This is a genomic window from Kribbella sp. NPDC004536 (assembly GCF_042873835.1).
Taxonomy (GTDB): domain Bacteria; phylum Actinomycetota; class Actinomycetes; order Propionibacteriales; family Kribbellaceae; genus Kribbella.
In genome coordinates this window covers 622,512-637,847 of the sequence record NZ_JBIALY010000002.1, presented here as the reverse complement: position 1 = coordinate 637,847, position 15,336 = coordinate 622,512, and the positions used below count along the sequence as shown (strand labels likewise).

At 69.7% G+C, this 15,336-nt stretch carries 15 protein-coding genes; 7 read left to right on the top strand and 8 right to left on the bottom strand.

Annotation, left to right across the window (positions count from 1 at the left end; all coding sequences use genetic code 11):
• Positions 1-81: 81 nt before the first annotated feature.
• Positions 82-2,010: a GMC family oxidoreductase gene (locus ACFYRU_RS17870; protein WP_387659721.1), complete on the bottom strand. Its 1,929-nt coding sequence runs from the start codon at positions 2,008-2,010 to the stop codon at positions 82-84.
• A 73-nt stretch (positions 2,011-2,083) separates the two neighbouring features.
• Here ACFYRU_RS17870 and ACFYRU_RS17865 point away from each other — a divergent pair, with 73 nt between their 5' ends.
• The gene (locus tag ACFYRU_RS17865) at positions 2,084-3,181 is read left to right on the top strand and encodes an aldo/keto reductase (RefSeq protein WP_387659718.1); all 1,098 of its coding nucleotides are present in this window, start codon (positions 2,084-2,086) and stop codon (positions 3,179-3,181) included.
• Here ACFYRU_RS17865 and ACFYRU_RS17860 read toward each other — a convergent pair.
• From ACFYRU_RS17860 to ACFYRU_RS17850, 3 genes are read right to left on the bottom strand one after another with little or no spacing between them, the layout of a single operon-like run.
• On the bottom strand, positions 3,168-3,752 hold the full coding sequence (locus ACFYRU_RS17860; protein ID WP_387659715.1) for a TetR/AcrR family transcriptional regulator: 585 nt from the start codon (positions 3,750-3,752) through the stop codon (positions 3,168-3,170). The genes ACFYRU_RS17865 and ACFYRU_RS17860 overlap by 14 nt on opposite strands.
• A gap of 17 nt (positions 3,753-3,769) precedes the next feature.
• The gene (locus ACFYRU_RS17855) at positions 3,770-4,714 is read right to left on the bottom strand and encodes an aldo/keto reductase (protein ID WP_387659712.1); all 945 of its coding nucleotides are present in this window, start codon (positions 4,712-4,714) and stop codon (positions 3,770-3,772) included.
• The gene (locus tag ACFYRU_RS17850) at positions 4,714-5,715 is read right to left on the bottom strand and encodes a hypothetical protein (protein WP_387659709.1); all 1,002 of its coding nucleotides are present in this window, start codon (positions 5,713-5,715) and stop codon (positions 4,714-4,716) included. Before ACFYRU_RS17850 ends, ACFYRU_RS17855 begins: the two co-directional genes overlap by 1 nt.
• A 61-nt stretch (positions 5,716-5,776) precedes the next feature.
• Here ACFYRU_RS17850 and ACFYRU_RS17845 point away from each other — a divergent pair, with 61 nt between their 5' ends.
• Positions 5,777-6,382: a TetR/AcrR family transcriptional regulator gene (locus ACFYRU_RS17845; protein ID WP_387659706.1), complete on the top strand. Its 606-nt coding sequence runs from the start codon at positions 5,777-5,779 to the stop codon at positions 6,380-6,382.
• On the opposite strand, the gene cpt is transcribed toward ACFYRU_RS17845, so the two are convergent.
• Together cpt and ACFYRU_RS17835 are read right to left on the bottom strand one after the other, a co-directional pair.
• Positions 6,367-6,894: a chloramphenicol phosphotransferase CPT gene (gene cpt, locus ACFYRU_RS17840; protein ID WP_387659703.1), complete on the bottom strand. Its 528-nt coding sequence runs from the start codon at positions 6,892-6,894 to the stop codon at positions 6,367-6,369. The two genes, ACFYRU_RS17845 and cpt, sit on opposite strands and share 16 nt — an antisense overlap.
• On the bottom strand, positions 6,891-8,132 hold the full coding sequence (locus tag ACFYRU_RS17835) for an MFS transporter (protein ID WP_387659700.1): 1,242 nt from the start codon (positions 8,130-8,132) through the stop codon (positions 6,891-6,893). Before ACFYRU_RS17835 ends, cpt begins: the two co-directional genes overlap by 4 nt.
• A gap of 76 nt (positions 8,133-8,208) precedes the next feature.
• Between ACFYRU_RS17835 and ACFYRU_RS17830 the strand changes: the two genes are divergently transcribed.
• Positions 8,209-10,134, top strand: coding sequence for a potassium transporter Kup (locus ACFYRU_RS17830; protein ID WP_387659697.1), 1,926 nt, complete (start codon positions 8,209-8,211; stop codon positions 10,132-10,134).
• Here ACFYRU_RS17830 and ACFYRU_RS17825 read toward each other — a convergent pair whose 3' ends face one another.
• Positions 10,135-10,749, bottom strand: coding sequence for a maleylpyruvate isomerase family mycothiol-dependent enzyme (locus ACFYRU_RS17825; RefSeq protein ID WP_387659694.1), 615 nt, complete (start codon positions 10,747-10,749; stop codon positions 10,135-10,137). It lies immediately after the preceding gene.
• Positions 10,750-10,837: 88 nt separating this feature from the next.
• Between ACFYRU_RS17825 and ACFYRU_RS17820 the strand changes: the two genes are divergently transcribed.
• The 4 genes from ACFYRU_RS17820 to ACFYRU_RS17805 all read left to right on the top strand — a co-directional run bounded on the left by ACFYRU_RS17820 (position 10,838) and on the right by ACFYRU_RS17805 (position 14,814).
• The gene (locus tag ACFYRU_RS17820; RefSeq protein WP_387659691.1) at positions 10,838-12,052 is read left to right on the top strand and encodes a helix-turn-helix domain-containing protein; all 1,215 of its coding nucleotides are present in this window, start codon (positions 10,838-10,840) and stop codon (positions 12,050-12,052) included.
• A gap of 85 nt (positions 12,053-12,137) precedes the next feature.
• The gene (locus ACFYRU_RS17815) at positions 12,138-13,361 is read left to right on the top strand and encodes a DegT/DnrJ/EryC1/StrS family aminotransferase (RefSeq protein WP_387659688.1); all 1,224 of its coding nucleotides are present in this window, start codon (positions 12,138-12,140) and stop codon (positions 13,359-13,361) included.
• Positions 13,361-14,089, top strand: a complete 729-nt coding sequence (locus ACFYRU_RS17810; RefSeq protein ID WP_387659686.1) for a hypothetical protein — start codon at positions 13,361-13,363, stop codon at positions 14,087-14,089. Before ACFYRU_RS17815 ends, ACFYRU_RS17810 begins: the two co-directional genes overlap by 1 nt.
• Positions 14,083-14,814 (top strand): amidohydrolase family protein, encoded by a 732-nt coding sequence (locus ACFYRU_RS17805; RefSeq protein WP_387659683.1) that lies wholly within the window; start codon positions 14,083-14,085, stop codon positions 14,812-14,814. Before ACFYRU_RS17810 ends, ACFYRU_RS17805 begins: the two co-directional genes overlap by 7 nt.
• Here the strand turns inward: ACFYRU_RS17805 and ACFYRU_RS17800 are convergent.
• Complete coding sequence (locus ACFYRU_RS17800; protein WP_387659681.1) at positions 14,811-15,332, bottom strand: GNAT family N-acetyltransferase; 522 nt, start codon at positions 15,330-15,332, stop codon at positions 14,811-14,813. The two genes, ACFYRU_RS17805 and ACFYRU_RS17800, sit on opposite strands and share 4 nt — an antisense overlap.
• Positions 15,333-15,336 lie beyond the last annotated feature (4 nt).

Here is a 15,336-nt window from a genome sequence, read left to right as displayed (position 1 = left end):
AGGAGGTGTCCGGCTTGCCGGCCTCATCCGCGGCCCGCTTAGGCGGGGACCGGGACGTACGTATACGACTACGTCCTGTCGTTAGGGACCGCAGATCCCCTGGGCGGTCCGCAGGGAAGTGGCCAAGACGGTCAGCACGGGGTTGACCCCGCCGTTGGTGACGTGGACCGAGGCGTCGGCGATCCACAGGTTGTCGTGGCCCCAGACGCGGCCGTGCGGGTCGGTGACCGAGCGGGCCGGGTCGTCGCCCATCCGGCACGTCCCGGCCTGATGCTGTCCGATGCTCGGCCTTCCCAGGCTGCCGAGCCTCGAAGCTGACACCCGGACGGCACCGGCCGCGGTCAGCCATTCCAACGCCTTGTCACTCATGTAGTCGTGTACGCGCGCGTCCTCCGGATGGATCGAGCCGCTCGACACCACCACCGGGTTCCCGTACCGATCCACCACGGACGGGTCGACCCGGACGCGGGAGTCCGCCGACGTCATCTCCTGGATCGGCCCGACCACCCGGACCATCCGCCGTACGGCGTACCGCATCGCCCGCACGCTCTCGGCCCCGGCCGGCGGGATCAACCCGGCGCCGGTGAGGTAGTCGTACGTCGACGCGGGCGTTGGTACGAACTCGTTGGCGAGCATCCCACCACCGACGATCCCGTCGTTCCCGTGCCGGAAGTCGCAGGTCGCGATCGACACGCCCGGACCGACGAGGTCGAGCACCTCGTCCTCGAACAACCCGACCGCACCGGCGTACACATGCGCCTGCAGATGCCGCCCGACCTGGTCCTGGTTGTTGCCGATCCCATGCGGCTCGCTGTCGTGCGCGCTGTTCAGCAGCAGCCGCGGCGTCTCCGAGGCACCCGCGGCCACCACCACGTCGTCGCACAGAACGGTCCGTCGTCCGAAGGCGCCGACCAGTGCCACGCCGACGACGCGGCCGGCTGAGTCGGTGACCAGACGTTCGGCGGTGGTCTCGACGACGAGAGTGCAGTTGCCGGTCGCGAGGGCGGCGGGCAGCGCCGTGTTGTGCGTACCGCTCTTGGCCTCGACCGGGCAGGCGAACCCGACGCACTGCCCGCACCGCACACATCCCGCGCGTCCCTGGTAGTCGACCGAGTTGATCAGAAGCGGTACGTCGAGCGTGCCCCATCCGAGCCGCTCGGCGGCACCGGCCAGCAACTCCGCCGGTCCGGTCCGCGGCAGCGGCGGCATCGGCAACGGGATCGACCGCGGCCCGTGCCACGGATCCGTTCCGCCACCGCTCACCCCGAACCGCTGTTCCGCCAACGAATAGTAGGGCTCGAGGTCGTCGTACGAGATCGGCCAGTCGGCGAGCGAACTGCCTTCCGGTACGCCGTACGTGCTGGCCATCCGGAAGTCCCGCGGGACGAACCGCCACGCCTGCGCGCCGTACACCCGGGTGCCCCCGCCGACCGTGAACGCGTTGTTCCCCCACGCTCCGTCAGGCGGCAGGACCTGCGAACGTACGCCGTCCGCGATCGCGACCCGTGGCCGCCCGGTCGGATCGGGATCGGTCGGCGCCGGCAACCCGAGCGTCGACCGTGGATTGCGCAGGTGATCACGAGCCAGCGCATCCGTCGACGGGTAGCTGCCCAACTCGACGACCAGGACGGTACGCCCCGACTCCGCAAGCACCTGAGCCGCCGCGCCACCACCGGCGCCGGACCCGATCACCACGCAGTCGTACCGGTCCCCCAGCGCTTCCCAGGGCGTCACCCGCAGCTCGGTCTGTACAGTCGCGAACTCCCCCGTCCACCACCCGACCGACTTCCACGCCGAAGGTTGCGCGTAGTAGCCCTGCGCAACCAATCGGGTCAGCCAGTCCCGGTCCGCACCGGCCAGCGCCCGCTCGACTCGCCCGGTCCAGTCCGGCCGGTCCTCCGTCAGCACCCGCTCGACGAACGCGACCGCGGACCGTTCCCAGCCCTCCCCTGGTACAACAGACTCCGCAAACCGCTCCAGCTCGATCCGTTGCTGTTCAGACAGGCGCACCCCTGAATCCTTTCACGCGACCACGGAGCAGTTTGTACTTGCTGGTCCATTTTTGCCGCGTAACGCTGTGGGTATGGCACTTGACGACTACTACCTGCTCGGGCGGTCCGGACTGCGGGTCAGCCGGCTGGCTCTGGGCACGATGAACTTCGGACAGGACGGGTTCCACGCACCGTACGGGAAGACCGAGGACGAGGCGCGGGCGATCTTCCGTACCTATATCGATGCCGGCGGCAACTTCATTGACACCGCCGACTTCTACACCGCGGGCGAGAGCGAACGGATCGTCGGCCGGCTGATCGCCGAGGCCGGCGTCCGGGAGCGGATCGTACTCACCACCAAGGCGACCAACAGCGTCGACACCGGCGACCCGAACGCCGGCGGCAACAGCCGCAAACACCTGATCCGCGCGCTGGACGACTCGCTGCGCCGGCTCGGCACCGACTACGTCGACCTGTTCCTGCTGCACACCTGGGACCGGATCACCCCGGTCGACGAGGTACTGCGGACCCTCGACGACCTGGCCCGGGCCGGCAAGATCCGGTACGCCGGACTGTCCGACGTACCGTCCTGGTACGCCGCTCGCGCGCAGACGCTGGCCGACGCGCACGCGTTGACGCCGATGGTCAGCCTGCAGCTGCCGTACTCGCTGATCGAGCGCGGGATCGAGACCGAGCACGTACCGATGGCACAGCAGCTCGGGCTCGGGATCACCGCGTGGAGTCCACTCGGCGCCGGCTTCCTGACCGGGAAGTACCTCCGCGACGAGGCGAAGAGGATGTCCGGCGACGGCCGGCTGACGGGGGACGGCGCGGCCGGGCAGAGCTGGACCGATCGGCAGTGGGACCTGCTGCCGGCGGTCCGCGACGTTGCGGACGAGCTCGGCGTGACGATGGCGCAGGTCGCGGTGAACTGGGCCGCCACGCAACCCGGTGTCGCCTCGGCGATCGTCGGCGCGAGCAACCCGGCGCAGCTCGGGTCGAGCATCGCGGCGCTCGGGTTCGAGCTCCCGGCCGAGTTGCGGTCGCAGCTCGACCAGGCGAGCGCCGTACCGCCGTCGTCGGTCTATCGGATGTTCACGCCGGAGTACCAGGGCTGGATGGTCAGCCCGGGTGCGAAGGTCGCGGACAAGCCGGCCGGCTACCGGCCGCCGGTCCTCAACTGGCGCTGAGGTAGTCCAGGCAGAGGTCGAGCGCGTACTCCAGGTGGGTCGCCGATCCGGACGACATCAGGATCGCGACCCCGCCCTGGATCGCGGCGATCAGTGCGGCCGCGGCGCGGGCGGGATCCACATCGGTACGGATCTCGCCCGCCGCCTGCATCTCCTCGATCCCGAGCTCGAGCCGCCGCTGCCACTGCGCGAGCAGCTGCCCGGTGACCGCCTGCGCGGCCGGGGTGTGGCGGCCGATCTCGGTGATCAGTACGCCGAGCGGGCAGTTCACGCCCTGCCGCCGGTACTTCTCGACGACCGCGTCCCGCCAGTCGCGCCACGCGCCCCAGCTGGTCAGCTGCCCGAGGTGCGGTTCCTGGTCCTCGAGCACCTGCTCCGCCTCGCGCTGGGCGACCGCGAGCAGCAGTTGCTCCTTGCCGTCCGGAAAGTAGTGGAACAGCTGACTCTTCCCGGTCCGGCTGCGGCGGCCGATGTCGTCGAGCTTCACAGCGGCGATCCCGCGCTCGCGGATCTCCGCCGCGGCGGCCGCGACGATCCGGTCTCTGGTCGCGGCACCCTTCGCAGTCAGCACACCGTCGAATGTACCCGTCAGTCCAAGACCGGGTGCGGCCGGTACGGCGCTTCGAGCCGCGCACGCTCCTCCGCCGACAGCACCAGCTCCACTGCGGCCACGCCGTCGTCGATGTGCCGCGTCTTGGTCGCCCCGAGGATCGGTGCGGTCACGCCGGCCGAGCCCAGCAGCCAGGCGAGTGCGACCTGTGCCGGTGGTACGTCGCGTTCGGCGGCCAGTGCATGGACGGCGTCCACCACCTCGCGGTCGTTCGCGCCGTACAGGTCGTCGGCGACAGGATCCGTACCGGCTCTCGTCGTACTGCCGGTCCGGGCGAGCAGGCCGCGGGCGAGCGGGCTGTACGGGATCACGCCGACGCCCTGGTCGATGCAGAGCGGGATCATCTCGCGCTCCTCCTCGCGGTACACGAGGTTGTAGTGGTTCTGCATCGCCACGAACGGGACCGGCGCCACTCGTTGAGCCTTGGCGAACTGCCAGGCCGCCATGTTCGACGCGCCGAGATACCGCGCCTTGCCCGCGCGGACGACGTCGGCGAGCGCGTCCATCGTCTCCTCGATCGGCGTCTCGTCGTCCCAGCGGTGGATCTGGTAGAGGTCGACGTACTCCGTCCCGAGCCGTCGCAGCGAGGCGTCGATCGCGTCCAGGATGTGCTTGCGGGACAGACCGCGGTCGTTCGGGCCGGGGCCGGTCGGGTAGTAGACCTTGGTGGCGAGTACGTAGTCCTCGCGGCGTTCGAAGAACTTGCGGAGCAGCCGGCCGGTCAGCTCCTCGCCGGTGCCCTTCGAGTACGCGTCCGCGGTGTCGAAGAACGTCACGCCCGCGTCGACGGCCCGCCGTACGATCGGCTCGGCCGCGTCCTCGTCGAGATGCCACTCGCGGGCGCCGCCGGTGCCGAAGCTCATCATGCCGAGGCAGATCCGCGACACCCGCAGACCGGTCCGGCCGAGCCTGACCTGTTCCATCAGCGGTCCGCGTTCAGCTCGGCGAGCTTGCCGAAGACCTGCTTCGGCTGCCAGTTGCCGTCGTCGTCGACCGCGACCAGACCATACGCCGCCAGATCCAGGTCGTGCTGCGGATCGTCCGGCCGATGCGGCAGTTCGAAGCCGGCGAAGCTGAACCAGAACGCGGCCGCGAGGTTGATCCGTTCGAACTCCTCGACCAGCTCGAGCAGATACTCCACTTGTTCCTCCTCCCGTCGCTCGTACGCGCCGTCGAGCGCGGGCGGGTCGGACTTCGGGTCGACGATCGCCCAGCCCAGACCGCCGCGGTCCGCGGCACCCCGGTACGTACAGCAGCCGAACTCGGTCGCCACCACTGGCTTGCCCCACTTCGACCGCGACGCCAGTTCGTCGGCGAACGTCGCAGTGTTCTGCGCGTCCCGGTACGCGTCGACGGCGACGATGTCGAACAGGTCCCAGTTCACGTCCTCCCACATTCCGGCGGCGTACGTGATCCGGCCGCCGAACACCTTCCGCGCGGCTGCGGCCAGCTCGGCCTGGACGGTGGCCCACCGGGCCAAGCCGGCCTGGAACTCGCCGACCTTGACCGGGTCGGTCCAGGTCGCCGGATCCGACATCAGCGCGATCCGCTCCTGCGAGGTCTCCCCCGGTATGAATCCCTTGCAGAACAGCGTCAGCTCACAGCCGAGGACCATGACCACCTCGCCGCTTGATCGCAGCGCCTCGGCGCGGGTGGCGCAGTGGGCGAGGAACGGGATGAACTCGCCGGGCTCCAGGTCGATCGGCATCGGCGAGAACCACACCTCCAGGCCGACGGCGAGGGCCGCCTCGGCGGCGGCGACCAGCCGGTCCGGGTTGTCGCCCGAGATCCGGACCGCCGGCGCGTGCAGCTGCTCGGCGATCACCGTCATGTCGTTGCGCACCGCGTCCGCGTCGAAGTGCCGCCGGGTGTTTCGTCCGCCGTACACGAATCCGGTGTCGTAGTTCACCCCGATCGAAACCATGCTCGGCAGCCTACAGCTGAAGCCATACTCGGTACATCTTTTTATCCAGTATGGTTACGCCGTGGAGCACCAGGGCCGCCGGGAGCGGAAGAAGGCGGAGGTCCGGGCGCGGATCTCCGACGTCGCGACCGGGCTGTTCCTCGAGCGCGGGTTCGACGCGGTGTCGGTGTCGGAGGTCGCCGAGGCGGCCGATGTAGCCCGGCCTACGGTGTTCGCGCATTTCCCGCGCAAGGAGGACCTGCTCTTCGACCGGTATCCGGAGGCCGTGGCGCTGGTCGTTGCCGCGGTCAACGATCGGCCCGCTGGTACGTCGGCGGTGGCGGCGTTGTCCGGGCTGCTGGTCCGCCTCGCCGACGAAGGGCATCCGTTGTCGACGATCCGCGGGCAGTTCAGCCGGTTCTGGGAGGTGGTCGCGGAGTCGCGGGCGTTGCAGGCCCGGGCGCGGGAGCTGCTGCAGCACCTTGAGGAAGCGATCGCCAGCGCGATGGAGCGGACCGGCGTACCCGATCCGCGGTTGACGGCGGCGTTGACGGTTGCTGCTTATCGGGTCGTGCATCTGGAGGCGGTACGGCGGATCCTTGCCGGGGAGGACGCGGCGGTCGTTGCGGCGGACCACCGGGCGCGGATCATCAGTACGCTCGCCGCTGTGGATCAGCTCTGCAAGTAGGCGGCGATCCGGCGGGCGCAGTCGATGGACTCGGTGTGGGAGCTGTCGACCTCCACGTCGTACTCGATGCCTTCGTGGACGACGTACGCCTGTTGCTCGGCCATTCCACGGGCGCGGTCGCCGCGGGCGATCTCGCGGCCGGCCGCTGTCTGCGGGTCGCAGTGGACGCCGACGAAGACGATCTCCAGGTCGCCGGCCGCGGTACGCCAGCGTTGCTGGGACGACGCTCCGCCGAGGAACACGTCGTCGACGATCGCGCGGCCGCCGGCGCGGCACAGCGCGACGATGCCCGCGGTCCAGGCCGCTTCGAGTTCGCGGAACGCCGGCCCGACGGACACGCCACCGTCCGGGCCGAACTCGATCCCGCCCTCCATCACGGCCGGCAGCGCGTCGACGAAGTCGTCCACGCTGAGCCCGAGCCACGGGTCGGGCAGCACGGCTTGCAGGCACCGTACGATCCCGGTCTTCCCGGAACTCGAACCGCCGTTGACGATGATCAGTCGGGCTGTCACGCCCGCAAGGCTAGAGGTTGGTCGCCCGTGGTCTCGACCGGTTTACTTCGGGCGAGGACCGGTACGGCGAGCAGTTGGACGACTGCGGACACGACGTACGCCGGTCCGTAGCCCCAGACGTCCGCCGTACGGCCGAGCGCCGGCTGCAGCACAACCCCACCCGCGGACCCGAGCAGGTTGTCGAACGACAACACGGTCGCCCGCTGCCCGGACGGAATATGACTGTTCAAATACGCCTGCCGCACCGGCCCCATCGCGGCAAACATCGAACCCCAAACCATCAACAACAGGAGGGCGGCCCAGAAGTGGGTAACCAGTCCGAGGCCGGCGATCACCACCCCGGACACGACGACCGCCGCGACGAGTGTCCGGATCCGGTCCCGGAACAGGCGAGTGAGGTGGGGGGCGGTGGTGCCGCCGGTTATTTGGGCGGCGGCTACGACGCCGGCGGAGAGGCCGGCTATGGCGTAGGAGTGGGTGTGGCCGTAGAGGGCCAGTAGGTAGGGCTGGGCGGCGTAGAAGCCGTAGACGCCTACACCGGCGGTGAAGGGGCCGGCGAGCATGACCCAGCGGACTCTGGGGTTCTGGAGGCCGTGGCGCAGGGATGCCCGGACGATCGACGTCAGCTCGCCGCGGACCGACACGCGGGGCTTCGGGGCGAAGCCGATGTCGTGCATCGCCCGCCACGCGACCACGAACGTGGCCGTCAGCAACAGCGCACGCACGGCGTACGGCACACCGAGGTTCGTCACTTGGGCCAGCACACCACCGCCGATCGACCCCACCATCATCGCGACACCGTTCGCCACCTGCCCCTTCGCGAACGCGGCATCCAGCGACCCGCTGTACCCGGTCGCGTGCAGCCCGTCGACCAGCCACGCCTCGGTCGCCCCGCTGAAGAACGTGAACCCGAGCCCGAGCAACGCCGACACCACCGCCCACCAGACGAACGGCGCATGCACCCGCCACAGCAGCAGATACGCCAGCGTCGTACCGATCAACGTCGCGGTCCCCAGCAGGTACGACGTACGCCGCCCGACTGTGTCCGCGACCACCCCGGTCGGCACCTCGAACAGCACCATCCCCGCGGTGAAGAACGCGTTCGCCGCGAACGTCTTCCCGACGCTCAGCCCCGCGTCCAGCAGGAACACCGTGTTGATGCCCCAGATCATCGACGACGCCCCGGTCGACACCACGACCAGCGTCAGGTAGGTCCGCAGTACCCGTTCGGCTGTCATGTCCGGTACGTCGGAGCCGTCCGCCGATGCTCGACATGCGCGTCGATAGCTCCCTGGGCGGGTATCGTCCGATCCCGTGACGGATCAGCATGCCCACCCCACGGCGCGCGACACGGTGAAGCTCGCCATCGTGGTCGGCGCCCTCGGTGTCGTGTTCGGCGACATCGGCACCAGCCCCATCTACACCCTGCAGACGGTCTTCAACCCCGAGGACCCGCATCCGGTGCCGCTCAGTGACCACAACGTGTACGGGGTGGTGTCGCTGATCTTCTGGTCGGTGATGATCGTCGTCACCGTCACGTACATCCTGCTCACGATGCGCGCCGACAACAACGGCGAGGGTGGCGTGGTGGCGCTGATCACGCTGCTCCGCAAGTGGCGCCGTACGCACCCGAACCGGAAGGCCGCCGCGATCCTGGCGACGGTCGGCCTGTTCGGCGCGTCGCTGTTCTTCGGCGACGGCATGATCACGCCGGCGATCTCGGTACTGTCCGCGGTCGAGGGACTCAAGACCGTACAGCCGTCGCTCGGCGAGTACGTGATCCCGATCACCGCGGTGATCATCATCGGGCTGTTCATGGTCCAGCGCCGCGGCACCGAGTCCATCGGGCGGGCGTTCGGGCCGGTGATGATCGTGTGGTTCGCCGTGATCGGCGCGGCCGGGATCGGCGGCATCGTCGAGCACGTGCAGATCCTCAAGGCGCTGTCCCCGACGTACGCGATCAGCTTCCTCGCCGGGCACTTCCACATCGCGTTCTTCGCGCTCGCGGCGGTCGTGCTGTCGATCACCGGCGCCGAAGCGCTGTACGCCGACATGGGCCACTTCGGCCGGAAGGCGATCAGCCGCGGCTGGCTGTTCCTGGTGCTGCCGGCGCTGACGCTCAGCTACCTGGGCCAGGGCGCGCTGATCCTCAAGAACCACGAGAACATCAGCAGCCCGTTCTTCCTCCTGGTACCGAGCTGGGGCCGGCTCCCGCTGGTACTACTCGCGACCGCGGCGACGGTGATCGCGTCGCAGGCGGTCATCACGGGCGCGTACTCGGTGATGGCGCAGGCCGCGCAGCTCGGGTACCTGCCGCGGCTGCGGGTGACGCACACGTCGGCGACGACGATCGGGCAGATCTACGTACCGTTCGTGAACTGGCTGCTGTTCGTGTCGGTGCTGACGCTGATCTTCGCGTTCCGCAGCTCGGCCGCGCTGGCGTACGCGTACGGCATGACCGTCACCGGGACGATCACCATCACCACGCTGCTGTTCTTCTACGTCGCGCACTACCGCTGGAACGTGCCTCGCTGGCTGATCCTCGCCGGCGCGATACCGCTGCTCCTGATCGACGGGCTGTTCATCGCCGCCAACCTGACCAAGCTGTTGCACGGCGCGTGGCTGCCGCTGCTGATCGCGCTCACCTCGTTCACCGTGATGACGACGTGGCAGCGAGGCCGCGAGGTCGTCACCCGCGAGCGGGAACGGGCCGAGGGCTCGCTGCAGGAGTTCATCGACGAACTGAGCTCCGGCAAGCTGCCGGTCCGGACGGTCCCGGGTACGGCGATCTTCCTGAACCGTGGCGGTGTCAGCGCACCGCTCGCGCTGCGGGCGAACGTCGAGCACAACCAGGTCCGGCACGAGCACGTGGTGATCGTCGCGATCGAGACCGAGCCGGTGCCCCGGGTCCCGGACGAGCACCGGGTCATGGTCGACGACCTCGGGTACGGCGACGACGGGATCACGCACGTCACGATCAAGTTCGGCTACATGGAGTCGCCCGACGTACCGGCCGCCCTGGCGCGACTCGATCCGTCCGACTCCGAGGGCCCGCTCGACCTCGACAAGGCGTCGTACTTCCTGTCGAAGATCGAGCTACGCCGCGGCAAGGAACCCACAATGGCCGGCTGGCGCAAACAACTGTTCCTGGCCACCTCCCACATCACCGCCGACGCAGCCGAACACTTCGCCCTCCCCCGCGACCGCACCGTAATCATCGGCTCCCACATCGAACTCTGATCAGAGCCAGGGCGGGAGTGGTTCCGCGGGGGTGCCGTCTGAGGTGGTGACGTTGGTGTAGGGGCGGCCGGACAGGTAGGCGGCTAGGTCGGGTAGGGGGCCGGTGACGGGTGGTACGTCGGCTCGTTGGGTTTGGATGTCTTGGCAGAGGGTGGTGAGGAAGTCTTCGGGGAGGTCGGCGAAGGTCAGGCCGGTGTTCAGGTCTACGGCGTGGATGAGGACTTCGCGCGAGCGGAGCCACGGGATGCGAGTGGCGGGGATCGGGTCGCCCTGGGCGGTGCGGACCTGGGTTTGCCATTGGGCGTCGGACAGCGTCGCCAGCTCGGCGTTCAGTGCGGCGGCCGAGCGGTCGAACCAGCCGCGCAGGAGGACGGCGTCGCGGGTCGCAGCCTCCTCGATGTCGGCGTTGCGCGCCTCGGCGGACAGGTACATCGGACGTTCCTCGCCGGTCTTTGCCCAGTGCACGAGGTTGCCGAGGGCCATGGCGTTGAGGGCCAGGTGCGCGGCTACGTGGCGTCGCGACCAGCCCGGGAGCAGTGACGGCGCGTCCAGGTCCTTGAGCGCGCTGCGGCACAACTTCGTACCTTCGTCGATCCAGTCCAGCATCCGGTCCATGAGGGGAACGTAGCCCACGACGGCGCGGGTTCTTGCAGCGGTGGGGTCTTGTGGTGAGACTGACCCGCATGAAGGAGGGGACCAGCGCATGGTGACGACGATCGGAGTGGTGGGGCCGTCGGACCTGGTCACCTCGAGCAGCCGGATCGTGAAGGGGCTGCGTGGTGTCGAGGTGATCCCGCTGCGGTACCGGCGGGAGACCGACACGCCGAAGGTGATGGCCGACGCGCCGGGCAGCGTGGACGCGTGGCTGTTCACCGGCGTGGTGCCGTACCAGATCGCCGCCGCGCAGGACCTGCTCGACCGGCCGGCCGCGTACGTCGAGTACACCGGCGCCACGCTGATGCGCGCCCTGGTGCAACTGCTCCGCGAGGGCCACGACGTGACCTCGCTGAGCATCGACGTACTGGACGAGGCCGACGTACGGGAGACGTTCGACGAGGTCGGGCTGCCGATGCGTGGCGTCCAGGTACTGCCGTACCGCCCCGGCCTCAGCGTCGACGACATCGTCGAGTTCCACCAGCAGGCGCGGGCGAAGGTCGCGATCACCTGTCTGCGGTCGGCGTACGAGAAGCTCCGCATGGAGCAGACCACGCTGCGGCTCGCGCCGTCCGTGCACTCGGTCCGTTCGGCGGTGAACAGCCTGCTGCTCGTCCATGACGCCCTGCGCAGCGACGACGCGCAGATCGCGCTTGGTCTGGTAGAGATCTCGCCGGACGCCGAGAGCGCGCTGCGCCGCGAGGCCGGCACGCTCGGCGGCAGCATCATCCGCTACGACGACAAGCGCTGGATGCTGGTCGCGACCCGGGGCCCGCTCGAGCAGGCGTCGTCGGCGTTCACCGAACTGAGCATGCTGACCCGGCTGAAGGAGCAGTTCGGGCCGGTCCGGATCGGCTTCGGCATCGGCGGTTCGGGGACCGAGACCGAGGCGCTGGCCCGCCGCGCCCTCGGCCGCGCGAAGACGGCCGGACGTACGGCGGCCGTCGTGTCGCTGCGCAACGACATCGACCTCGTCCTGGTCGGCGGCGCACCGCCGCGGGCCCAGCAGCGTTCGAAGCTGCAGCTCCTCGCGCAACGCGCCGGCCTCTCGAAGGCGACGCTGGAACGTCTCCAGGAACTCGTCCGCGCCACTCCGGAGGACGGCCTCACCACCCGCTCGGTCGCCGACCACCTCGGCATCCAGCCGCGGACCGCCCGCCGCGTCCTGAACCGCCTCGAGCGGGCCGGGCTGGCCGATGCCACCGGCACCCAACTCGGCACCGGCAGCGGCCGCCCACTGGTGGTCTACCGCGTACACCTGTAAACCTCGGAACGGTTGACGGACTCACGCACGTCCGGCTAATTTCAGCCATGACCGTAATTCGGCGCGCACCGTCCCAGGAGGCCTTGTGGACAAGCGATCCAACAGCCGGCTGGCAAGGGACGGCGGTACGCCGGTCCGAACCGATCCGCTACCGTCGACGATGGACGCCAGCGGGCGGCGGTTCGATGACGACGAGGTGAAGGCGGTCGAGCGGGTGCTGCGCAGCGGCATGCTGTCCGGGACCTGGGGTACTGAAGTACCCGCGCTGGAGCTGGAGTTCGCGTCGCTGCTCGGCGCCGGGTACGCGGTCGCGTGCAGCTCCGGTACGGCGGCCCTCCACCTGGCGGTCGCCGCGGTGAACCCGGAGCCGGGTGACGAGATCATCACCACGCCGATCAGCGACATGGGTACGGTGTTCCCGATCATGATGCAGAACGCCGTGCCGGTGTTCGCCGACGTCGACCCGATCACCGGGAACCTGACGCCGGAGACGGTCGCGGCCGCGATCACGCCGCGTACCAAAGCGGTGATCGTCGTCCACCTGTTCGGCAAACCGGCCGCGGTCCGGGAGTTGCGCGAGCTGTGCGACCGGCACGGGATCCTGCTGATCGAAGACTGTGCGCAGGCGTACCTCGCGCCGGTCGGCGACACGTACGTCGGCCGAATCGGGCACATCGGCTGCTTCAGCTTGCAGCAGACGAAGCACATCAGCGCCGGCGACGGCGGGCTGACCGTCACGGACGACGCGCAGCACGCGCGGCGGATGCGGCTGTTCGCGGACAAGGGCTGGCCGCGCGACACCGACGAGCGTACGTACCTGTTCCTCGCGCTCAACTACCGGATGACCGAGCTGGTCGCGTCGGTGACCCGCGCGCAGCTCACCAAGCTCCGCGGCGTCGTGCAGGATCGCCGTACGGCGGCCGCCCGGCTGTCCGCCGCGATCGTGGATCTGGCCGGGGTGACGGCACCGCCGGACGGCGGCGATCACGTGTATTGGCAGTACCCGCTGATCGTCTCCGGTGACGTACGGGAGTGGGCGGCCGCGCTCACTGCCGAAGGCATTCCGGCGAACGGCGGCTACCTGACCAGCCCGCTGTACGCCGCACCCGCCGTCCGGGAGCGGATCACGTACGGCCGGTCCGGGTTCCCGCTGCGGGACGTCGAGTACCCGGTCGGCCTGTGCCCGAACGCCGAGGAACTGATCGGCCGGACGCTGCTCGTCCTGCCCTGGAACGAGAACTACACCGACGCGGACGTGGACGACATCGCCGCCGCGATCCGAAAAGTCCACCACGCCCTGGAGCCCTGATGAGTGACACTCCCCCGCTGCTCGACTGCGACCTCCTGGTCGGGCACGACGTGACGACCGGGCGCTGGGGGCGGCCGGAGAACATCGCGAAGGTGCTCGCGGACAGCGGGATCTCGGGCGGTCTGGTGGCGGCGCTGCGGGCCGTGCACTTCGACGTACCGTCCGGGAACGACGAGGCGTCGCAGGTTGCCGACGGCAACGGATGGACGGCGGTCCCGGTGCTCGACCTGCGGGATCCGCTCGGCGCGGAGCAGGAGCTGGAGCGACAGCTCGCCGGTGCGAAGCCGCCGCGGGCGGTGCGGTTGGCGCCGACTGCGCAGGCGGTCGAGCCCGGGTACCCGGCGTTCGGGCACGTCGTACAGCTGCTCGTCGACGCAGGACTGACGATCTTCACCGAGGGCGACGTACGAAAGGTCGGCCCGGCGCTGCGTGGCCTCGGGGCGCGGGTGGTATTCCTCGACACGCACTTCTACTACCTGGGCGACTTCGTACTGCTGGCCCGGTCCGAGCCCGGGTTCCACACGTCGACGCGGATGCTCACCGGGCCGGACTCGCTGGAGATCGTGGCCGCGGAAGTCGGCGCGGAGCGGCTCGTCTTCGGCAGCCGTACGCCGTTCCACGAGACGCGTTCGGTCGTCCGGCGATTGCTCTCCTCGAAGCTCACCCCGGACGAGATCGCACAAGCCGGCAGCCGCAGCCTCACCACCCTCCTGGAGCCGGCATGCTGATCGACGTGCACGCCCACTGGGGCCCGTGGTTCTTCTCGATGGACGTGGCGAGCATCGACGTCAACGTCGACGGTCTCGACCGGTTCGGCATCGACCTCCAGCTGGTCTCGGCGATCGAGGCGATCGTGTACGACGCTCCGCTCGGCAACCGCTCGCTCGCCGCGCAACTGCCGGCGGACCCGCGGTTGCGCGGGATGATCGTCGTCGACCCGCGCCGGCTGGACGAGGCGCGGAACGACCTCGACGAACTGCTCGCCGGGGACGGGCGGACGCGGTGGGTCGGCGCGAAGATCCACAGCGAGTACAGCCGGACGCCGATCCGCACGCCGCCGATGCAGGCCGCGATCGAACTGACCACGGAGTACGGCCTGCCGACGCTCGTCCACACCTGGGGCGACACGGTCGTCGATCTCGCGGACGTCGCCGCGCGGGTCCCGGGCGCGCGGGTGCTCGCCGGTCACATGGGCGCGAACGGCTGGCCGCGGGTTCCGGAGGCCGCGGACCGCTCCGACCGGATCTGGTTCGAACCGTGCTGGTCCGCCCCCGAGGCGAACCGGATCCGCTGGATCCTGGACCGGATCGGGCCCGACCGGATGATGTTCGGCACCGACGCGACCTTGATCGACCCGTCCGTCGCGCTCGGCGCCCTCGAGGCCGCCGAACTCACACCGGACGAGCACGCCGCGATCACCCACCGGAACGCGCAGGCCCTGTTCGGGCTCTAACTGTTCACGAACACGAGAATGTCGCGTTCGGGGCCGCGGACCTCGGGCTCGTGCCAGCCAAGGTGGCGGTAGAAGGCGATCGCGGCGTGGTTCTGGTTCCAGGCGAGCAGCCAGGCGCGGGTGTTCGCCTGGGTCGCAGCTTCGAGGAGGCGACGGGCCAGGCCGGTGCCGCGGGCGTGCGCGCGGACGCCGAGCTCGTCCACCTCGAACGCGCCGATCAACAACTCCTCGACCTGCTCCGCGCCGAGCCGGTCCAGCACACTGCCGTACGACCGGTCGGTCCGGAACGGCGCCGGCGTCGTCCACCCGGTCACGAACCCGGCGATCCGCCCGTCGTCCGAGCGCTCCACCCACGCCTGGAACCCGGCCCGCTCGGCGTCACCGTCCAGCCGCTTCCGGAACGCGATCCGGGTCTCCTCCGGGTGCCGGCGCTCGAACGGCGGCGCCGTGAACACCTCCACGTACGCCGCCGTCAGTTCGTCCGCGATGTCCAGGATGTCCCGCCCATACGTCTGCACCGCT